The organism is Lentzea sp. NPDC051208 (assembly GCF_040682435.1).
GTDB classification, from domain to species: Bacteria; Actinomycetota; Actinomycetes; order Mycobacteriales; family Pseudonocardiaceae; genus Lentzea; species Lentzea kristufekii.
The window spans coordinates 321,980-339,348 of the sequence record NZ_JBFBAW010000004.1 but is presented as its reverse complement, the minus strand read 5'-3'; the positions used below and the strand labels follow the sequence as shown (position 1 = coordinate 339,348).

At 66.3% G+C, this 17,369-nt stretch carries 15 protein-coding genes and 3 pseudogenes; 10 read left to right on the top strand and 8 right to left on the bottom strand.

Annotation, left to right across the window (positions count from 1 at the left end):
• Positions 1-68 precede the first annotated feature (68 nt).
• The gene (gene wrbA, locus AB0M48_RS11990; RefSeq protein ID WP_363839446.1) at positions 69-701 is read right to left on the bottom strand and encodes an NAD(P)H:quinone oxidoreductase; all 633 of its coding nucleotides are present in this window, start codon (positions 699-701) and stop codon (positions 69-71) included.
• A 575-nt stretch (positions 702-1,276) separates the two neighbouring features.
• On the bottom strand, positions 1,277-1,459 hold the full coding sequence (locus AB0M48_RS11985; protein ID WP_363839939.1) for a helix-turn-helix domain-containing protein: 183 nt from the start codon (positions 1,457-1,459) through the stop codon (positions 1,277-1,279).
• Between the two features lie 615 nt (positions 1,460-2,074).
• Between AB0M48_RS11985 and AB0M48_RS11980 the strand changes: the two genes are divergently transcribed.
• The 5 genes from AB0M48_RS11980 to AB0M48_RS11960 all read left to right on the top strand — a co-directional run bounded on the left by AB0M48_RS11980 (position 2,075) and on the right by AB0M48_RS11960 (position 6,713).
• Positions 2,075-2,704: a GntR family transcriptional regulator gene (locus tag AB0M48_RS11980; protein WP_363839443.1), complete on the top strand. Its 630-nt coding sequence runs from the start codon at positions 2,075-2,077 to the stop codon at positions 2,702-2,704.
• Positions 2,701-3,684, top strand: coding sequence for a 1-aminocyclopropane-1-carboxylate deaminase (locus AB0M48_RS11975; RefSeq protein ID WP_363839440.1), 984 nt, complete (start codon positions 2,701-2,703; stop codon positions 3,682-3,684). Before AB0M48_RS11980 ends, AB0M48_RS11975 begins: the two co-directional genes overlap by 4 nt.
• A 146-nt stretch (positions 3,685-3,830) precedes the next feature.
• Positions 3,831-4,388 carry a TetR/AcrR family transcriptional regulator gene (locus tag AB0M48_RS11970; protein WP_363839437.1) on the top strand — a complete coding sequence of 186 codons (558 nt, stop codon included), beginning with the start codon at positions 3,831-3,833 and terminating at the stop codon, positions 4,386-4,388.
• Positions 4,389-4,478: 90 nt separating this feature from the next.
• Positions 4,479-5,570 carry an alkene reductase gene (locus tag AB0M48_RS11965; protein WP_363839434.1) on the top strand — a complete coding sequence of 364 codons (1,092 nt, stop codon included), beginning with the start codon at positions 4,479-4,481 and terminating at the stop codon, positions 5,568-5,570.
• A 792-nt stretch (positions 5,571-6,362) separates the two neighbouring features.
• Positions 6,363-6,713, top strand: coding sequence for a sigma factor (locus tag AB0M48_RS11960; protein WP_363839431.1), 351 nt, complete (start codon positions 6,363-6,365; stop codon positions 6,711-6,713).
• Positions 6,714-6,963: 250 nt separating this feature from the next.
• Here the strand turns inward: AB0M48_RS11960 and AB0M48_RS11955 are convergent.
• Positions 6,964-7,659: pseudogene (locus AB0M48_RS11955) on the bottom strand (transposase family protein).
• An 838-nt stretch (positions 7,660-8,497) separates the two neighbouring features.
• Here AB0M48_RS11955 and AB0M48_RS11950 point away from each other — a divergent pair.
• Together AB0M48_RS11950 and AB0M48_RS11945 are read left to right on the top strand one after the other, a co-directional pair.
• Positions 8,498-8,803 (top strand): hypothetical protein, encoded by a 306-nt coding sequence (locus AB0M48_RS11950; protein ID WP_363839936.1) that lies wholly within the window; start codon positions 8,498-8,500, stop codon positions 8,801-8,803.
• A gap of 170 nt (positions 8,804-8,973) precedes the next feature.
• Positions 8,974-9,717 carry an alpha/beta hydrolase gene (locus AB0M48_RS11945; RefSeq protein WP_363839932.1) on the top strand — a complete coding sequence of 248 codons (744 nt, stop codon included), beginning with the start codon at positions 8,974-8,976 and terminating at the stop codon, positions 9,715-9,717.
• Between the two features lie 246 nt (positions 9,718-9,963).
• On the opposite strand, the gene AB0M48_RS11940 is transcribed toward AB0M48_RS11945, so the two are convergent.
• From AB0M48_RS11940 to AB0M48_RS11930, 3 genes are all read right to left on the bottom strand, one after another.
• The gene (locus AB0M48_RS11940; RefSeq protein WP_363839428.1) at positions 9,964-10,161 is read right to left on the bottom strand and encodes an IS3 family transposase; all 198 of its coding nucleotides are present in this window, start codon (positions 10,159-10,161) and stop codon (positions 9,964-9,966) included.
• Positions 10,158-11,231, bottom strand: a complete 1,074-nt coding sequence (locus AB0M48_RS11935; RefSeq protein ID WP_363839424.1) for a Vms1/Ankzf1 family peptidyl-tRNA hydrolase — start codon at positions 11,229-11,231, stop codon at positions 10,158-10,160. Before AB0M48_RS11935 ends, AB0M48_RS11940 begins: the two co-directional genes overlap by 4 nt.
• Positions 11,232-11,534: 303 nt before the next feature.
• Positions 11,535-11,978 (bottom strand): hypothetical protein, encoded by a 444-nt coding sequence (locus AB0M48_RS11930; protein ID WP_363839421.1) that lies wholly within the window; start codon positions 11,976-11,978, stop codon positions 11,535-11,537.
• A gap of 170 nt (positions 11,979-12,148) precedes the next feature.
• Here AB0M48_RS11930 and AB0M48_RS11925 point away from each other — a divergent pair.
• Positions 12,149-12,999: pseudogene (locus tag AB0M48_RS11925) on the top strand (SulP family inorganic anion transporter); the annotation flags it as partial.
• A 153-nt stretch (positions 13,000-13,152) separates the two neighbouring features.
• Here AB0M48_RS11925 and AB0M48_RS11920 read toward each other — a convergent pair.
• Together AB0M48_RS11920 and aztA are read right to left on the bottom strand one after the other, a co-directional pair.
• A complete protein-coding gene (locus AB0M48_RS11920) occupies positions 13,153-13,470 on the bottom strand; it encodes a hypothetical protein (RefSeq protein WP_363839417.1) in 318 nt (105 codons plus the stop codon).
• Between the two features lie 185 nt (positions 13,471-13,655).
• The gene (aztA, locus tag AB0M48_RS11915) at positions 13,656-14,390 is read right to left on the bottom strand and encodes a zinc ABC transporter ATP-binding protein AztA (protein WP_363839414.1); all 735 of its coding nucleotides are present in this window, start codon (positions 14,388-14,390) and stop codon (positions 13,656-13,658) included.
• A gap of 54 nt (positions 14,391-14,444) precedes the next feature.
• Between aztA and aztB the strand changes: the two are divergent.
• Positions 14,445-15,263, top strand: a pseudogene (aztB, locus tag AB0M48_RS11910) (zinc ABC transporter permease AztB); the annotation flags it as partial.
• Between the two features lie 1,172 nt (positions 15,264-16,435).
• Positions 16,436-17,344, top strand: coding sequence for a zinc ABC transporter substrate-binding protein AztC (gene aztC, locus AB0M48_RS11905; protein ID WP_363839411.1), 909 nt, complete (start codon positions 16,436-16,438; stop codon positions 17,342-17,344).
• The last annotated feature ends 25 nt before the right edge of the window (positions 17,345-17,369 follow it).

The following is a 17,369-nucleotide window of genomic DNA, read 5'->3' as shown; positions in this document are numbered from 1 at the left end:
TCCATGGCCAGGAGTTACACCACTGTTCAAAGTCCCGGCCCGGCCACCTAACTACGTGGCATTGCGAGTTACACCGCTCGTTTCGCAGACCCCTGCTTGAGGGCACGCGCGATGCCGACTACACGCTCGGCCTGATGACGCGCAGCGTTGCGGGTGTCGTCGCCGATGTCACCCGGTTCGGAACCCGCGACGGCGTGGTGGGAAGTGCCATAGGGGTTTCCATCCACGAACTTGACCGGACTGGTGTAGCCCGGAGGCACGATGACACCGCCGAAATGGTGGAAGGTGTTGTACAAGGCGAGCAGCGTCGATTCGTGTCCGCCGTGCAAGGTGGCGGTCGAGGTGAAACCGCTGTACACCTTGTCAGCCAGAGCACCGGTCTGCCACAGCGACGACAGAGTGTCGAGGTGCTGCTTGAGCTGAGAGGCCACGTTCCCGAAGCGGGTCGGTGATCCGTAGATGATCGCGTCCGCCCAAGAGAGATCGTCCTCGGTAGGCGCCGGCACATCCGCCGTGGCCGCGTGGTGAGCAGCCCACGCCAGATTGGAGTCGATAGCCACTTGCGGTGCAAGTTCAGCCACCTTGCGGACCCGGACAACGGCTCCGGCCTCCTCGGCGGCGATCGCGATCTCGTTGGCGATCGCCGTACCTGTTCCGGTGGAGGAATAGTAGATGACAGCGAGGTTAACTGCGGTAGTCACCAGCAACACCTTCATACTAGTTGAAATTTCATCTTGCACACCACCGTAGCAAACACCATGCTGAAAGTTCAACTACCCGAGTTCGGCTTGCCGGAGCGGACGTGGGCCGCCCGATGAGGGACCGGGAATATGACGAGCTTCGCGCCAGCAGCCGGAGGCGCTCCAGCACAGGGACATGAGCTCCAGTCCCAACAGTCATCCGGCAACGAACACATGGCCGTCGACCGACGGGCCGCGTCAAGTCACGTCGAGCCGGTGCGGTCGCACGCCTTGGACCGACTCACTCCCGACCGGGGCAGTGCACCGTACGAGATCAGCGAAGCACTGCTCGCCGGCTGGTTGTCGCAAGACGCCCGCGCGGTCGACACACGGACCTGAAGAGCACGGCCCACCGCTCGAAGCGTTCAACTCAGTCTGACCAGCGTCGCTCATCGGCCATTCCGGTCGCCAGCACCGCACTGATCTCACGCAGCGCCTGCCGCTGCTTGCGACTGAGACGATCGAAGACCAGCGTGCGGACCTGATCGACGTGTCGGCGCGCGGCACGTCACACCTCCTTGACCCCTCGGCGGCGACTACGGCCAACTGACCCTGCCATCGGTGCCGGCTGCCTCTCTGCAGACCCAGGCGTCCCTGGCCAGGCGGTCGATCGCGTGACTCAACCTGCTGCGGTCGAACACACACGCTGCGGCGAGGTCTGCCATCCGCATCGACCAGCCGGGCGCCTCGGACAACTTCGACAGCACGTCGGTCGTAATAGGCGAAAGAAAGCCCCGATCCTCGTTTCAGGTCGCGATCCAACCGTCCATCAAGAGCTTGCCAGCAAGCAGGAATGCGCGCCAGGTCGCCTGCTCCTCTTCGTCCAACCACCGGGTCTTCGGCATTACTGTCCTCCGGTTTCATTTTCGCTACCCGGACGATTCTCCCGCTGTCGCTGAACTTTCAATTACCCGCCCCGATAGGCGAGGCGGCGGTCGAGGATGCAAGAAATGATCACGCGGTTGTCGCGGTCCGGGCCAGCACGGGTTCGATGACGTCACCTCGGGCGACTTCACCGAAAGCCAGGCCGATCTCGACGGAGGGAGTAGCGCCGGGTCAGGAACCTGGGACCACCCGCCCTCCAGCCACCCCGGCGCCGCCTCGCTCAGAGGCGCACCTGCACCTGCCGTTGAAGATGGAGGTGGGGAGGGGCTCCAGAGTCTCGGCACCCTCTGCCACGAACGGGCCGATGCCGGTCGACACCTCGGCCATGCGAAGTACTGGACCGACCACCGAACAGGACGCTCCGGCAGACATCGCGTGATCACCAGCCTGGTCGGCCTGTGATGGAGTTGCCCGTTGCGAAACGGCCTTCCACGGCCTAACCTCGGGCTGTGCAATATATTGGATATGGCTCACTGAAGGAGCGTGCAGCCGCAGAGATCCGATCTGCGATTGTGCGTGGTGAACTGGAGCCGGGCTCCGCGATCAAGGATGTAGAGCTCGCGGAGAAGCTGGGCCTGTCCCGCACCCCCGTGCGGGAGGCGCTGGCGAAGCTGGCTGACGAAGGCCTCGTCGAGAGCAAGCCCCACAGCTACACCAGGGTGACCGCTCTGGACGTGAAGCCGGTCCGTGATGCCTTCGTCGTCGTGAAGGCGATGCACGCACTCGCCGCAGGCGTGGCCGCGCCGATGACGACGCCCGACGACCTCGCCGCGATGCGCGCGGCGAACGACGCGTTCACCAGGGCACTCGACGCGAACGACGCTGCCGCCGCACTGGCGGCGGATGACGAGTTTCACGCCGTGGCAGTGCATCGCTGTGGCAACTCGGCCGTCGAGGCGACGATCGACCGCTTCACACCGCTGGTGCGCCGTGCCGAATACCAGCGTTTCTCCTCGCCTGCTGCGCGTCACTCCGTGACGCAGCACCAGCAGATCATCGAGGCATGTGAGCAGCATGACGGCCAGCTGGCGGCCCGCCTGGTGGACGAGAACTGGAGTACCTTGGTGGAGGAACTGTGAACAAGTTTCCGCTGCTGCACGGCCCCTCTCCGGTACATGAGCTGGAGCGGCTGACCGCCCATCTCGGTGGTGCGCGGGTCTGGGCGAAGCGCGAGGACTGCAACTCGGGCCTCGCCTACGGGGGTAACAAGACCCGCAAGCTCGAGTATCTGGTGGCCGACGCCTTGGCACAGGGATGCGACACTCTGGTGTCCATCGGCGGCGTCCAGTCCAACCACACCCGTCAGGTGGCCGCCGCGGCGGCACGCGCCGGCCTGAAAGCCGTGCTCGTGCAGGAAAGCTGGGTCGAGTGGACCGATGTCGGCAGCGACCGAGTGGGCAACATCCTGCTCAGCCGCATGATGGGAGCCGATGTCCGGCTGGTGAACGCCGACTTCGGCATTGGCGTGAAACCGGCCTGGGAAAAGGTGGTCGAGGAGGTCCGCGCTGCGGGTGGCAAGCCGTACGCCATCCCCGCCGGCGCCTCCGACCACCCGTTGGGCGGATTGGGGTTCGCGTCGTGGGCCGACGAGGTCCGCGAACAGGAAGCGGCTCTCGGGGTCTTCTTCGACACGATCGTCGTCTGCTCGGTGACCGGTAGCACCCAAGCCGGCATGGTGGCGGGTTTCGCGGGAGATCCTCGCCGCCGAGTCCTGGGCATCGACGCCTCCGCCAAGCCTGCCGAGACACTGGCGCAGATCACCCGGATCGCACACAACACCGCCACCCTGCGGGGTGTCAGCGTGTCCGACGAGCACATTCTGCTGGACAGTCGATTCCACGCAGGAGTGTACGGTCTCGCTGACGAGTCCACTGTGGAGGCGATGCGCCTAGGTGCGAGCCTGGAAGGCATGATCACCGACCCGGTGTACGAGGGGAAGTCGCTGGCGGGTCTCATCCACCTGGTGTCGTCCGGTGAAATCAACCGCGACTCCACCGTTCTGTACGCCCACTTGGGTGGCCAGCCAGCGCTCAACGCGTACAGCTCGCTCTTCCAGTAGTCCCCATCGGCCCAGGTGACGACCACGCGGTCGGACCGGTTGGCCGCCTTCCGGCGCGACATCGTCCCAAACGGCCCTTCGTGTCGGTCGAGGAGATGCACGGCACACTGGAAACAGATCTGTTTCCTCTGTGCTAGCATGGTTTCATGCCCGCCGAAGACACGAGGAGCCGATTGGTCGCCCACGCCACCAGTCTGTTTCACCGCGAGGGGTTCCACGCAGTGGGTGTGGACCGCTTGGCGGCGGAACTGGGCATCTCGAAGAAGACCCTTTACAAGCAGTTCCGGTCGAAGGACGAGCTCCTCGCAGAGGTCCTGGACCGTTGCGGCGACATGGCCGTGCAGGACTTCCCCGACGAAAGCGATGACGCTTCGCCGCGGGAGCGGCTGCTGGGCGTTTTCGACGCCCAGCGCGCGTACTGCGCGGCCCCGGAGTTCTCCGGGTGTTTCTTCATCAACATCGCCACCGAGTTCCGGGACCCGTCGCACCCCGCGGTGCGCCAGGCTTGTTTCCACAAGAGCCAGTTGCACGGCTATGTCCGCCGTCAGGCGGACATAGCCGGTGCACACGATTCGGAATCGCTGGCCGAACAGCTCGTGGTGCTGCACACCGGCGCCGCCGACTACGCCCTGCTGACCGGCCACTACCCGGCCACGATCCGGCAGGCGGTCGAGGCGCTCCTCGACGTTCACGGCATCCACTGAGCCGCTGCGCCGCCGGCACGACGAAGTGCCTGGCGACAACCTCACATCAACACCGATCACGGACGGCCGACGCCGCCTGAAGGGACAGCCATGCCTACTCTGCGCGATTCACTCAGCCTGCCCGCCTTCAGCACCACCAACCGAGTCTTCATGGCTCCGATGACCCGCATGCGTTCCGCCCAGCCCGGCGACGTTCCCACCGACCTGATGAGCGAGTACTACACCCAGCGCGCCGGCGCCGGCCTGATCGTCACCGAAGGCTCGCAGATCAGCCCTCAGGGCAAGGGCTACTTCGCCACGCCCGGCATCCACACCGACGAGCAGATCGCCGGATGGCGCCGAATCACCGACGCCGTCCACGACAAGGGGGGCAAGATCGCTCTGCAGCTGTGGCACGTCGGCCGTGTCACCCACTCCGTCTTCCAGGGTGGCGAACCGGGCGTCTCCGCCAGTGCCGTTCCCTTCAGGGGCACCACCACCATCCAAGGCCCCGACGGAGAGCTGGTCACGGCCCCCTGCCCGACCCCGCGTGCGCTGACCGTCGAGGAGTTGCCCGGCATCGTCGAGGACTACCGGCGCGCCACCGTCAACGCCCGGAGCGCCGGGTTCGACATGGTCGAGATCCATGGCGCCAACGGATACCTGCTGCAGCAGTTCATGTCGATCAGCAGCAACCAGCGTGACGACGAGTACGGCGGCAGCATCGACAACCGCGCCCGGTTCCCGCTCGAGGTGGTCGACGCCGTCGTGGACGCCTGGGACGCGGCCCACGTCGGCATGCGCATCTCCCCCATGATCAAGTTCGGTGGGCTCGACGACTCCGACGGTCTGGAAATGGGCCTGCACATCGCCAGCGAGCTCAACCGCAGGGAACTGGGCTACCTCCACCTGTGCGAGCCCGACTGGGCCGACGGCCCCGAGCTCGACGACGACTTCCGCATCAAGCTGCGGGAAGCCTTCAACGGCGTCATCATCGCCGCCGGCAACTACACCGCCACCAAGAGCGCTCGGGTCTTGGAGGCCGGCTGGGCCGACGCCATCGCCTTCGGTCGCCCCTTCATCGCCAACCCCGACCTCCCCCACCGCCTGTTCAACGACACCCCGCTCAACGAGCTGCGGCCCGAACTGATCTACGGCGGCGGCGCCGCCGGCTACACCGACTACCCCGCTCTCACCGACTGACAGCGCCAGAACAACCCGTTCGGCACGGCTACCGACCCGGTGCCGAGGTACGAGGAGAACGTCGTCCTACGGCTCGTACAGCGAGGCACAGCACGACAAGCAGTTCCGTCGGCCCGCACCCCTAATAACACGGGTCGGCGCCGATCTTGCGGCCCAACGCCCCGTCAGGGCAAGGCGGCACCACCGGTCACCGCGGTGGTGCCGCCTCCAGCGTCTCCTTGCCACTCGTGTGAGACCCACCTCTGACGACGAAGTCCTGATGAGAACCAACACCTCACCGTTGTGTTTCAACGCGAGGTGTTGGTTTCGCGGCTCCCCGGCCGGATCGTGCGGCGACACCGCCAGGCACATCCTCAGTTTCTGCCTGGCCAGCTTACGAATGGCCTTGAAGACGACATCGGGCAGACGGTCACGGCTGCCTGACAGTTGATCATCTCGCACATCGCCGCCGCGATGGAGCAGATCTCCCACACGGCCCGCCGGAACAGAAGACGGGGTGCGGCCGATTCCTACCTCCACGCCAACCTGCGACGGGCAGCACCGTCGGCTTCTCGCTAGAACTGGCAGTCGGGACCGGCCTCCGCTTACGCACTCTCGCCCATCGATCACAGCCCACGCGAAGAGCACGCAACTCGTCAAAACTGCTACCTACACAAAGGAACTCGATCTCAAGGTGCGAAACAGTGAGCACAAGTGTCCTTTGTGGCCGGAAGACCGTCCGCCGGCTTGGCAACTGAGTAAACCTGAACTGAACGACCAGGCTGGCTGGTAGAAGGGTCGAAAGACGAGGCGATGGTCCACGCACGTAGTTCTCTGGCCGATGAGGTGCTCATTCGCTGGCTGTTCGAAGAGCATGGAAGAGCGGTATTGGCGTACGCGACACGGCTATGTGGTGATCGCACGACCGCCGAGGATGTCGCCCAGGAGGTGTTCCTCAGGGCATGGCGGAACCCGGAGGTGCTGGGCGACAGCAAGAGATCAGTTCGTGGTCGGCTGCTCGCAGTGGTGTACAGCATCGCGATCGGCCGGAGGCGCACCGGCGAGAGTGACGGAACACCGCCAGCCGGCAGAGGTTCTCCGCCCGGCGGCTCGACGGAGTCGTCTGGCAAGCGTTGCAGTTCCCTGCGTGTCAGGGTGAACTGAGTTCAGTGGTCCACAGTGCACCGGCCTGACGCAGGGCGAGCTTCGGCGATGAAAGTGCGTCAGGAGGCCTGAACGGTACATGCCACGGCCATCCGCAAGGTGCCGGAGACATGACACAGCCAGGCAACGGTCGGAGCCGCGTCCGTGCCCTTCACCTTGTCTTCCGAATCGGCCGTGCCGGCGACCGACGACAGAAAGAACTGGATGGAACTCAACCACGGATCCGCTTCACTCCTGGACTGAGCGTTTTTCATCCTGCGGTGATCTCGTAGTTCTGTAGGACGTGGATGGCTTTGGCGATTCGGCCAGTTCGGCGGGGGCAGCAGCGGAGCTTGTGCAGCACGCGCCAGGTCTTGAGCTGGGCGTTGGCGCGTTCGCCGGGTCCGCGCAGGCGGGCGTGGGCGCGGTTGGCGTCCTTCTGTGACTCGGGTTTGTTGCGGCCCTTGTACGGGGGTGATCACGTGGCGGCCGGTCGGGTCGTAGCCGTGGTAGCCCTTGTCGCTCAAAGCGATCAGCCCTGTCTCGCGCAGGGCGGAGGATTGTTCCAGATCCGGGCCGCGGCGGTGTCGTGGGTGCTGCCGGGCAGGTCACCGGAGACCCGCAGGATCGTGCCGTTCGGGGAGGCGATCACTTGCAGGTTCACCCCGTGGATATTGTGCTTGCCGGAGTAGAGCGGCCGGTCGGCGGCGATCCGGTCGATCGGGATCAGCGTCCCGTCCAGGACCACGTAGGCCCAGCCCTGGCGCTTCGCCGTGCACAGCGCCTGCCGCAGCTTCGGCGACGCGGACGCGAGGAGCTCGACGGTCTCGTGGACATACCGCCAGCACGTGGAGGCCGAGACCCCGAACCCGGCGCCGACCTCGGCGAACGGCTCTCCTTCCCGCAGGTGAACCAGCACCAGGAGAGCCTGCTGGGCGGGATCGAGACGGCGCCACCGCGATCCCATTTTCCTGCGGTGCGCGCGGATCAGGCCGGACACGTATCTCAGGGTCCGAGGTGACAACGGCAGCGCGGCACGATAGAACAGCATGTGAGCCCCTGGTGCTGCGGAGCGGTCTTGGTCGATGGCTCTGTTACCAGAGGCCTTCGCCAAGCCCAGGGTCCGACACGCCGTGACCGCAGCAACCCGTCCCGACCGCAAACCCTTGCCCACCAACACATCCAGACCAGGATGAAAAGGGCTCACTGCAGGTACACCACAATGTCATGTGCGGACAGCGTGGATGACATGAGTCGCAACGAATCCCGCGCTTCGAGAAGGCAACACTTCGCCTACCGAGAGTACCCAGTCCGGTTCGCCCTTGCCTAGCTTGTCTTCAAGGACCGCGCCGATCCCGGTCCTCGGCCACCGCGGTCGGCACGCGCACTTCGCTATCGGTGACCGCCGTGTACGACCTGGGCGATGTTCGAGCTGAAGCTGTCGCATAAGCAGAGCCGCCCTGAGGCAGTTACACGAACGTGAGCGCGTTGCAAGAGACCGAAACTCGGCCCGTCAGGGCGCCGTGGCGTCTTGACGGGCCGCGTGCCTCTCCGAAACCCGGAGGGCACTACAGAACCTCTCCTGACTCTCCTTCTCCCGCAACCGGTTCGTGGTGCGGCTCGCGTAGACCGGTGCGATCAGGCCGGTGACTGCCGAAGTCGAGCAGCCCTGAAGCACCCACGCCACGGTCTGACACAAGCTCGGCATCTCCACGCCAACGCTGCAGTGGGCGGCGAGGCCGTATTCCATCGGTTCTTCACGGTGAACGGCAGCTGCCCCGCACTCATCGCCGGAAGCGAAATTCCTGGTACTGGCCCTGCCGCAGGAGCGGGGACCATGTCCGATCCGTGAACTTCTGCACAAGCTCAGCCTCTACTACACGTTGTCACCGATGATCGACCGACTCGGCAGCAGCGGGCTGGTGATGCGGATGAGACAGCCGAGTAACAAGCACTCCGTTCTCGTGGAACTTACTCACGACGCCCGCGACTTGTGTGAGATCCACACGAAGACGGCCACCCGGTTCCAGGCCACGTTGATCATGGACGACGAGGAGTTCCTCATCATCCGCAGTGCCTGCGGCAGGGATCAGCAGAGCACCACGCGCTGAGGAGAGCCACAACACGTAGCGAGCAGCGGACCCTTTCGGTAAGTTCCATCGTGCAATATCTAATCGTGCTCGATCTACTTGCACTCGATGCACCTCCTCGGAATGGTGCCCGTGAAAGGAACACAATGCGCATCCGGAAGGCGCTCACGCTGGTAGCGGCCGTGCTCGCGATGACGGCGGTGGTGCCGTCGGCCACAGCGGATCAGAAGCCAAAGCCCCCGAAGCCGACAGTCGTCCTCGTGCACGGCGCGTTCGCAGAATCGGCCAGCTGGAACGGCGTCGTGAAACGCCTGAAGCGCAAGGGATATCCCGTCATCGCGGTCGCCAACCCGCTGCGCTCGCTCAGCGGTGACGCCGCCTACGTGCGCCAGGTGCTGAGCACGATCAGCGGGCCCGTCGTCATCGCCGGACACTCCTACGGCGGCATGGTCCTGTCCAACGCCGCCACCGGAAATCCCAACGTGAAGGGCCTCGTCTACATCGCGTCCTTCGCACCGGAACCTGGTGAGAGCACGTTCGACCTGGCCAACAAGTACCCCGGCAACGTCCTCGGCGAGGCGCTTGACAAGATCGAGCTGGGCGACGGCACGTTCGACCTCGTGATCCAGCAGGACAAGTTTCGCTCCTATTTCGCCGCGGACGTCGCTCGCGACACAGCGGAACTCGCCGCCGCGACACAGCGCCCCGTTCGTGACGCCGCGCTGGCCGAGGCCTCCGGCCCACCGGCCTGGCACACAATCCCGTCCTGGTTCCTGCTGACCGGCAAGGACAAGACCATCCCGCTGGAGGCACAGCAGTTCATGGCGAAGCGAGCCAAGGCACGTGGCGTCGTCGAACTGCCTCGCGCGTCGCACGCGGTGACGGTGTCCGAGCCGGAAGCCGTCACGGACCTGATCATCCGCGCGGCCCGCTGACCACCCTCCCTGAGGCCGGGACGCCACCAGCGTCCCGGCCTCCCCGCCGGAGAGAACCATCGGTGGCTGCCAATCCAGGCACACGCTGGGCAACACTGTCTCAACAAGCCGCGCGGTTCTTCCTACAGGTGAGAATTCTGGCAACTGACAGCTCGACCACGCCGAGATTGGCCTGAGATGCTGAGGTTCCCCCGGTAGCTCGGAGACTGATCCTCACCCCGTTTGACGGAGTCGGGTTACTGGAGTTCAAGCTACGGGAGCGATCTTGGCGTGTTGGAGTTCGTACTCGATTGGTGTGAGCATGCCGAGTGCGGTGTGACGCTGGCGGCGGTTGTGTAACATCTCGAGGTACTCGAACAGGGCGTTGGCCAACTCGAGGCGGGTGCGCCATCGACCGCGGTCAAGCAGCTCGGTCTGTACGCGTCCCCAGAACGATTCGATCATGGCGTTATCGAAGCAGTCGCCGATCGAGCCCATCGACGGCAGAAGTCCAGACTCCTTGGCGTCACGGCCATCGCACGCGCCAACGCGTCGTCCGCGCGGTTGCGCTCCACTTCGGACGGATCGTCGGCGCTCGGACGAACGCTGGCCTCGTCGGCGCCGACCTGACCGGGCTGGCTGCTCGTCCACACCTGCTGGTTCGCGAGCACGTCGGTGTTGACGACCAGCGTGTTCACATTGGCTTGACGCAGTGCGTGCGTGACCGCCGCGAGCCCGTCACGGCCGAGCTCGGCGCGAAACCGCTCGACCACCTCGGCGTCGTGCTGCTGTTGACGCTGCGCGACGAAAGCGCACACGACCTTGTCGAACACCTCGTCGTGGGTGCCCCCTGCCAGCCCCGCGCCTTCAACCTCCACGATCAGGTCGTCATCGAGATCGAGCTCACTGCGCACCGCCGTGCGCGCCTGCACCTCACCGCCGAGCACCACGAGTTCGGCGCGCACCTCGCTTGCCAGGCGTCGCACCTCGTCGGCGACCTGCTTGACGTTGTGCTTGACGGTGTCCTCCATACGCTGCTGCAGCCGCCTGTGGGCATAGCCGCCGCCACCGGTCTTGTGGAGCGGGTGCTGCTTGCCGCGGACGGCTTCCACCAGTTCGAATTTCCGTCGGAAGAGTGAATGTCGGCGCCGGACGAGTCGGCGACCACGACGACGTGCGGTACCGGCGGAGGGAGGTAGGACGCGAGTGGCAGCAGGCCCGGCAGCGAGGAGAACCGCGCGACATCGGCCGGCGGCGGCACCGGCAGCGTCTGGTCCACCAGCACGCTGGACCCCGAAGCGATCAGCACCCGCCCGGCCTTGCTGGCAGGCGGGTCGGCCGCGGACACCGCCTCGTCCAGCGCGGCGAGCGTTTCCTCCGGAGCGCCCTGGTCCGCGAGCTGGTCGCGTAGCCCGCGCCAGCGCAGTTCGGCGACTTTGGCCGCGTCCTCCGTGTCGTGCGACGCGTCGAGGTAAACCGACGCGAACGGACCTGGAGCAGTGGCTATTTTCTGCAACTTCGACATGTCCATACACCGGGTGTTCCCGCTGACTGGACGCCTACACGACGAATTCGAGCCGATCCGACGCGTCCCCGAACCAAGATCCTTCTCAGGCGAAGAAGACGCAAATTCCTTGTCCTGAGCGCTCCCTGGCCAACGGAGACGTCGTCCCGATGAAGCCGCTTCGGTCAGGCATCACGCGGATTGCGTGCCCATGCGTGATCGTGCTGCAACGCTCGACAGAACCTGCTGACAGTGAACCTGCGGACAGGGCGCATGTCTATGACGAACAGGGTTGCGAGGAGACGACGCGATCCGTCTCCTCGCAACCCGGCGATCACAGTCGGACGTTGGAGAACGCGCGGCAGGTGTTCCACAGGACCTGCGGGTTGGACGAGGACCACTCACCCTTGCAAAGCCGGCCCTCCAGCACGACGTTGTCCGCGAATTGGGTCACGGTGGTGACCGAGCCCGGCCCCTCGGCACCGGAGGAGTCCCAGTAGGTCCAGGACCGTCCGTTGCTGGGGTTGCGCAGGTGCAACACCAGCGAGTGCCCGTCCTGCTCCTGGTCATCGATGTTCAGATGGTTGCCGGAGTCCCAGTAGCAGGCCTGGCCGATGTTGTTGCCGCCCGCCTGTTCCCACAGCCACCGCTTCTCGTACCCGCCGTTGGCGCAGACCGGGCCAGCAGCTGCCGAGGCGGGACTCGCCACGAGAACCGACCCGACGCTCGCGACAGCAACCACCACGGCAGCAAGAGAGCGCTTCAGGATTGAGTGCATGTTTCCCCTTTCGTCAAGATGCGAATCGTCGCCATGGCCGGACCGTGTTACGCCTCGACAGGAGCCGCTATTTGCTTGTTAAAAACTCATCAGAGCACCACCTTTTCGGTGGTGTGCGCGGGCTGCGAACAACATGAACCAACGCTGCCTGCGGGACAGCGCCACAGTCAGTGCCGGACGTGCCGTTCACTTGGACGACCCTGACGTTGATCCTGCCGTACGCGATCGCCTTCGCCCTGGTGGGGCTGATGGAGTCGCTGATGACGGCGAAGCTGGTCGACGACATCACCGACACCCACTCGAACAAGACCCGCGAGTCGATCGGCCAGGGCATCGCCAACGTCGTCACCGGCTTCTTCGGCGGCATGGGCGGCTGCGCCATGATCGGCCAGACCATGATCAACCTGAAGACCTCCGGCGCCCGCACGCGGCTCTCGACGTTCCTCGCCGGCACCTTTCTGATGATCCTGTGCATCGTGTTCGGCCCGGTCGTCTTCGACATCCCGATGGCCGCACTCGTCGCGGTGATGGTGCTGGTCGCCTTCAGCACCTTCGACTGGCACTCCATCGCCCCGGCCACGCTCAAGCGCATGCCCACCGGCGAGATCAGCGTCATGGTCATCACCGTCGCCGTCGTGGTCGCCACCGACAACCTCGCGATCGGCGTCATCGTCGGCACCATCACCGCGATGGTCATCTTCGCCCGCCGCGTCGCCCACCTGGTCACGGTCAAGCCAGTGCTCGACGCGCACGGCGAGCAGGTCGTCTACACCGTCACCGGCGAGCTGTTCTTCGCCTCCAGCAACGACCTCGTCACCAGTTCGACTACGCGAACGACCCCGGCCGGGTCGTGATCGACCTCGGCGCCGCCCACATCTGGGACGCCTCCTCCGTCGCCACGCTCGACGCAATCACCACGAAGTACGCCGCCCGCGGCAAGACCGTCGAGATCGTCGGCCTCAACACCCCGAGCGCGACCATGCACGGCACCCTCAGCGGCGAACTCACCGGCAGCCACTGACACAAAGGTCCTGGTGCTGGAACTATGGCCATTCCAACCGAGCCCGCAGGCAGCCAGGTCGATGCCTGGTGGAGCGTGTTCGGGAAGAATCGCGGCCCGCAAAGGGAGGAAGGCCGTCTCGCAGGTCAATGACGACCTGGTCCGGCACGACTTTCACCGCCGAAGGCGAGCTGCATCGATGACCCGCTGCGCCCCCGCGACCGGGCCGGGCCGGGCACCACGAGATGCCGGGCCATGCCCGAATGACGCAACGCCACCCCGGCTTACGTCTGTGAAGCACGTCCCGAACCACTGCCGCCACGGCAGGCCGCCTTCCGGCAGCGGGATTTGCGCGCCCACGCGCTGCCCCACCGAGCGCACGAGCTGCCGTCGGCCCCAGTGGTGGTGCACGACCGCCTGCGCGACCTCCAGTTCGTGCGCGAGCGCGCGGATCGTCCAGCCGTCGATCCCGTACCGAATCGTGAGTCGCACGGCAGCGTCCACGACCTGCTCCTGAGTCCATCGGCGGAGCCCAACCGCACTCAGTGAACTCGGGGGGATGACACGTCATCAGAGCCGCGGGCGTCATCCGGAGGAACAGCCGTCCACACCAGATGAGGATTTGGACTGGCCCGTGGCCCCAAGGAGGAAGGGTTCAGCTCGCCGGGCCATCGCCGCTACGCCTCGGTCGCGACGATCCCGCCGGACGCCCCACCGCGCCCCAGCCTGCGATCTGCGTCGATCGCGAGCACGTCGCGCGGACCGCCTTCAGCGACGAGCCGGCCGTCCTGGAGCAGCAGGCAGTGGTCCGCGTTCGACGCTGCGCCCAAGTCGTGCGTGACGCAGACGACCGTCACGCCGCCGGCGCTCGCGTGAGTGATCGCCGCGGAGATGTCGTGACGAGCCTGTGCGTCGAGACCGGCGTCCGGCTCGTCGAGCAGCAGCAGGTCGGACTCCTGAGCGAACGCCTGCGCCAGCAGAGCACGCTGGCGCTGTCCTCCGGACAGTGAGCTGAGCCGCCGCTGCGCCAGATCGTCGATGCCCATCCGTTCCAAACAGGAAGCGACCAGACTTCTGTCCTGGTTGGACAAACGGCGCCACCTGCCGCGATGCGCCCACCGGCCCATGGCGACCGTCTCCCACACCGTCATGGGCAGCCCGGCCGGGACGGCACCGTGCCGCACCACGAAGGCTGGCCGCCTCGTTCCGATCTCCACGTCGCCAGCGGCAGGGGCGATGACGCCGGCGAGCACACCGAGCAATGTGGACTTGCCGGAGCCGTTCGGGCCCACGATCGCCGTCACCTTGGCGCGCGGCAGTTCCGCTGTCACCTGGTGCAGCACGGTGCGCCGGGCGTAACCGGCGGACAACCCGCGAATCCGCACGGCCGACTGGTTCGAGGTGTGCGCCATGACACCCTTCCATCCGATTGTAATGATAATCGTTACCAATATACGGTGCCGGGCGTGGAGTGGTTGCTAGCCCCTTTTGAGGTTTCCTTCGTACAGCGCGCGTTGTGGGCCGGAGTGCTCGTCTCGTGCTTATGCGCACTAGCTGGGACATGGGTCGTGTTGCGCGGCATGGCGTTTCTCGGTGATGCGATGTCGCACGGGATGCTGCCCGGCGTTGCGATCGCGTCCTTGCTGGGCGGAAACCTGTTCGTCGGTGCCGCGGCGAGCGCGGGCGCGATGGCGTTCGGTGTGACAGCGCTCGGACGCACCAGACGGTTCTCCCAGGACACCAGCATCGGCCTGCTGTTCGTGGGAATGCTCGCGCTGGGCGTGATCCTCGTGTCTCATTCCGAGTCGTTCGCGGTGGACCTGACCGCGTTCCTCTTCGGCGACGTGCTGGCGGTGCGCACACAGGACCTCGTGCACCTGGCGATCGCTCTGGCCGTTGCCGCACCGGTGGCCCTGTGGGGGCATCGCGCGTTCGTCGCGATGTCCTTCGACCCGCGCAAGGCGCAGACGCTCGGTCTGCGGCCGCGGTTGGCGCATGCGGTGCTGCTCGGCCTGGTGACGCTGGCGATCGTGGCCTCGTTCCAGGTGGTCGGCACGTTGCTCGTGTTCGGTCTGCTCATCGCGCCACCGGCCGCCGCGACGTACTGGGCGAGCCGCATCCCGACGATCATGCTCGGCGCGGCGGTGCTCGGCGTGACCGCCACGGTCGCCGGGCTGCTCGTGTCGTGGCACGCGGGCACTGCCGCCGGCGCGACCATCGCGCTGATCGCGGTCGCGCTGTTCTTCCTGGCCGCGATCGGCGCCCAGGTCCGCGACCGGGTGCGGATCTCCGGCGCCGGAGGGCAGCACGCGGTGATGATCGCCGCGATGCTCCTCGTGCTGCCGGTGGCCGGCTGTGGCACGGAACCCGCACAGGAGGACGTGCCGCACGGCTACGTCGAGGGCGCGGAGGAAACCGCGGAGGCGCAGCCCCGGCTGGTCGTGGCCGATGCGCGCACCGGTGCGGTGCGCGTGGTCGACCTGATCACCGAGGAAGTCACCGACGCCGGCCGGGTGGACGGCGTCCAGGCGGTCACCGGCGACGGCCGTTACGCCTACCTGACCAGCAAGGGGTCGGCGCGGATCGTCGACAGTGGTGCCTGGATGGTCGATCACGGCGACCACGTGCACTACTACCGCGCCCAGGCAAGGGATGTCGGTTCCGTCGCGGGTGACCGGGTGCTGAACGCGGACAGCGATCCCACCGTCGCGGCCGTGACCTTCGACCGTGGTAACTCGACCCTGTTGGACCGTCAGGCCCTGGACAGCGGCTCGGTGACCGCACGCGGCGAGCTGAAGGGCGGAGTCGCGGTGCCGTACGCGGAACATCTGCTGGTCGCGGAGGCCGACCGCGTGGTGGTCAAGGCGAGGGACGGCAAGGACGTGACGCGGATCGAGCAGGCGTGCCAGAGCCCACGCGGTCAGGCGGTGACCCGGCGGGGCGTCGTCTTCGGCTGCACGGATGGAGCCCTCCTCGTCTCGGGGAAGGACGGTTCCTTCACCGGCGAGAAGATCCTGTATCCCCGTGCCGTGTCCGAGGCCGAGCGCGCTGCCGAGTTCCGCCACCGGCCCGGCAGCACGGTGCTCGCCGCCAAGGCGGGCGAGCTGGGTGTCTGGTCGCTGGACGTGCGAGCGAGGAAGTGGACGCTGCTGGAGACCGGGCCGGTCGTCGCCGTGAACGCGGTCGGCGAGGGAGGGCCTCTGCTGACGCTGACCGCGGACGGTGTGCTGCACGGCTACGACACCAAGTCCGGCAAGCAGGTCGCACAACGCCAGGTGCTCTCCGCGCCGATCACCGAAGGCAGCGTGCCGCCGGTGATCGAGGTGGACCCGAACCGCGCGTACGTCAACGACGCCGGTGCGCGGGCGGTGCACGAGATCGACTACAACGACAACCTGCGAGTCGCCAGGACGATCAAGCTGGAGATCGAGCCGGCGCACATGGTGGAGACCGGACGATGAAGCGACTTCTCGCGGCGACCTGCGCCCTGCTGCTGGTGCTCACCGGATGCGGCAGCGCACGAGGCCAGGGCACCGGAATCGTGGTCACCACCAACATCCTCGGCGACATCACGCGCAACATCGTCGGCGACGCTGCTCCGGTCACGGTGCTGATGAAGCCGAACGCCGACCCCCACTCGTTCGCGATCTCGGCACAGGAGGCGGCGCGGCTGGAAAGCGCCGCGCTCGTCGTCTACAACGGACTCGGCTTGGAGGAAGGGGTCCTCCGGCATGTCCAAGCCGCCGAGCAGGCCGACGTGCCAACGCTGTCGGTAGGCGATCAGATCGACCCGATCCGCTACACCACCGAAGAAGCGGCCGGACAGCCGGATCCGCACTTCTGGACCGACCCGAAACGGGTGCGCAAGGCGGTCGAGGTGATCAGCGAACGCGTCATCGAGCACGTCGACGGCATCGACGCCGATGCGGTCAGGGCGAACACCGCGCGCTACCTCGGCGAGATCGACCAGCTCGACAGCTGGACGGGTGAGCGGTTCGCGACCATCGCGGCGGAGCGCCGCAAGCTGGTCACCAACCACCACGTCTTCGGCTACCTCGCCCAGCGCTTCGGCTTCCAGGTCATCGGCGCCGTGATCCCAGGCGGCACAACGCTCGCCTCACCCAGCTCGTCCGACCTCGCCTCGCTCGCGGAAGCCGTCCGCACGGCGGGCGTCGGCGCGATCTTCGCCGACTCCTCCCAGCCCGACCGCCTGGCCCGCGTGCTCGCCGAGCAGGCAGGGGTGCACGTGAAGGTCATCCCCCTGTACTCGGAGTCGCTCACCGCGGCAGGCGGTGGAGCGGCCACCTACCTGGAGATGACCCGCGCCAACACCGAGGCCATCGTGCGCGGCCTCGCCCACGACTGACTGACCCGAACCCTGAACAGGAAGT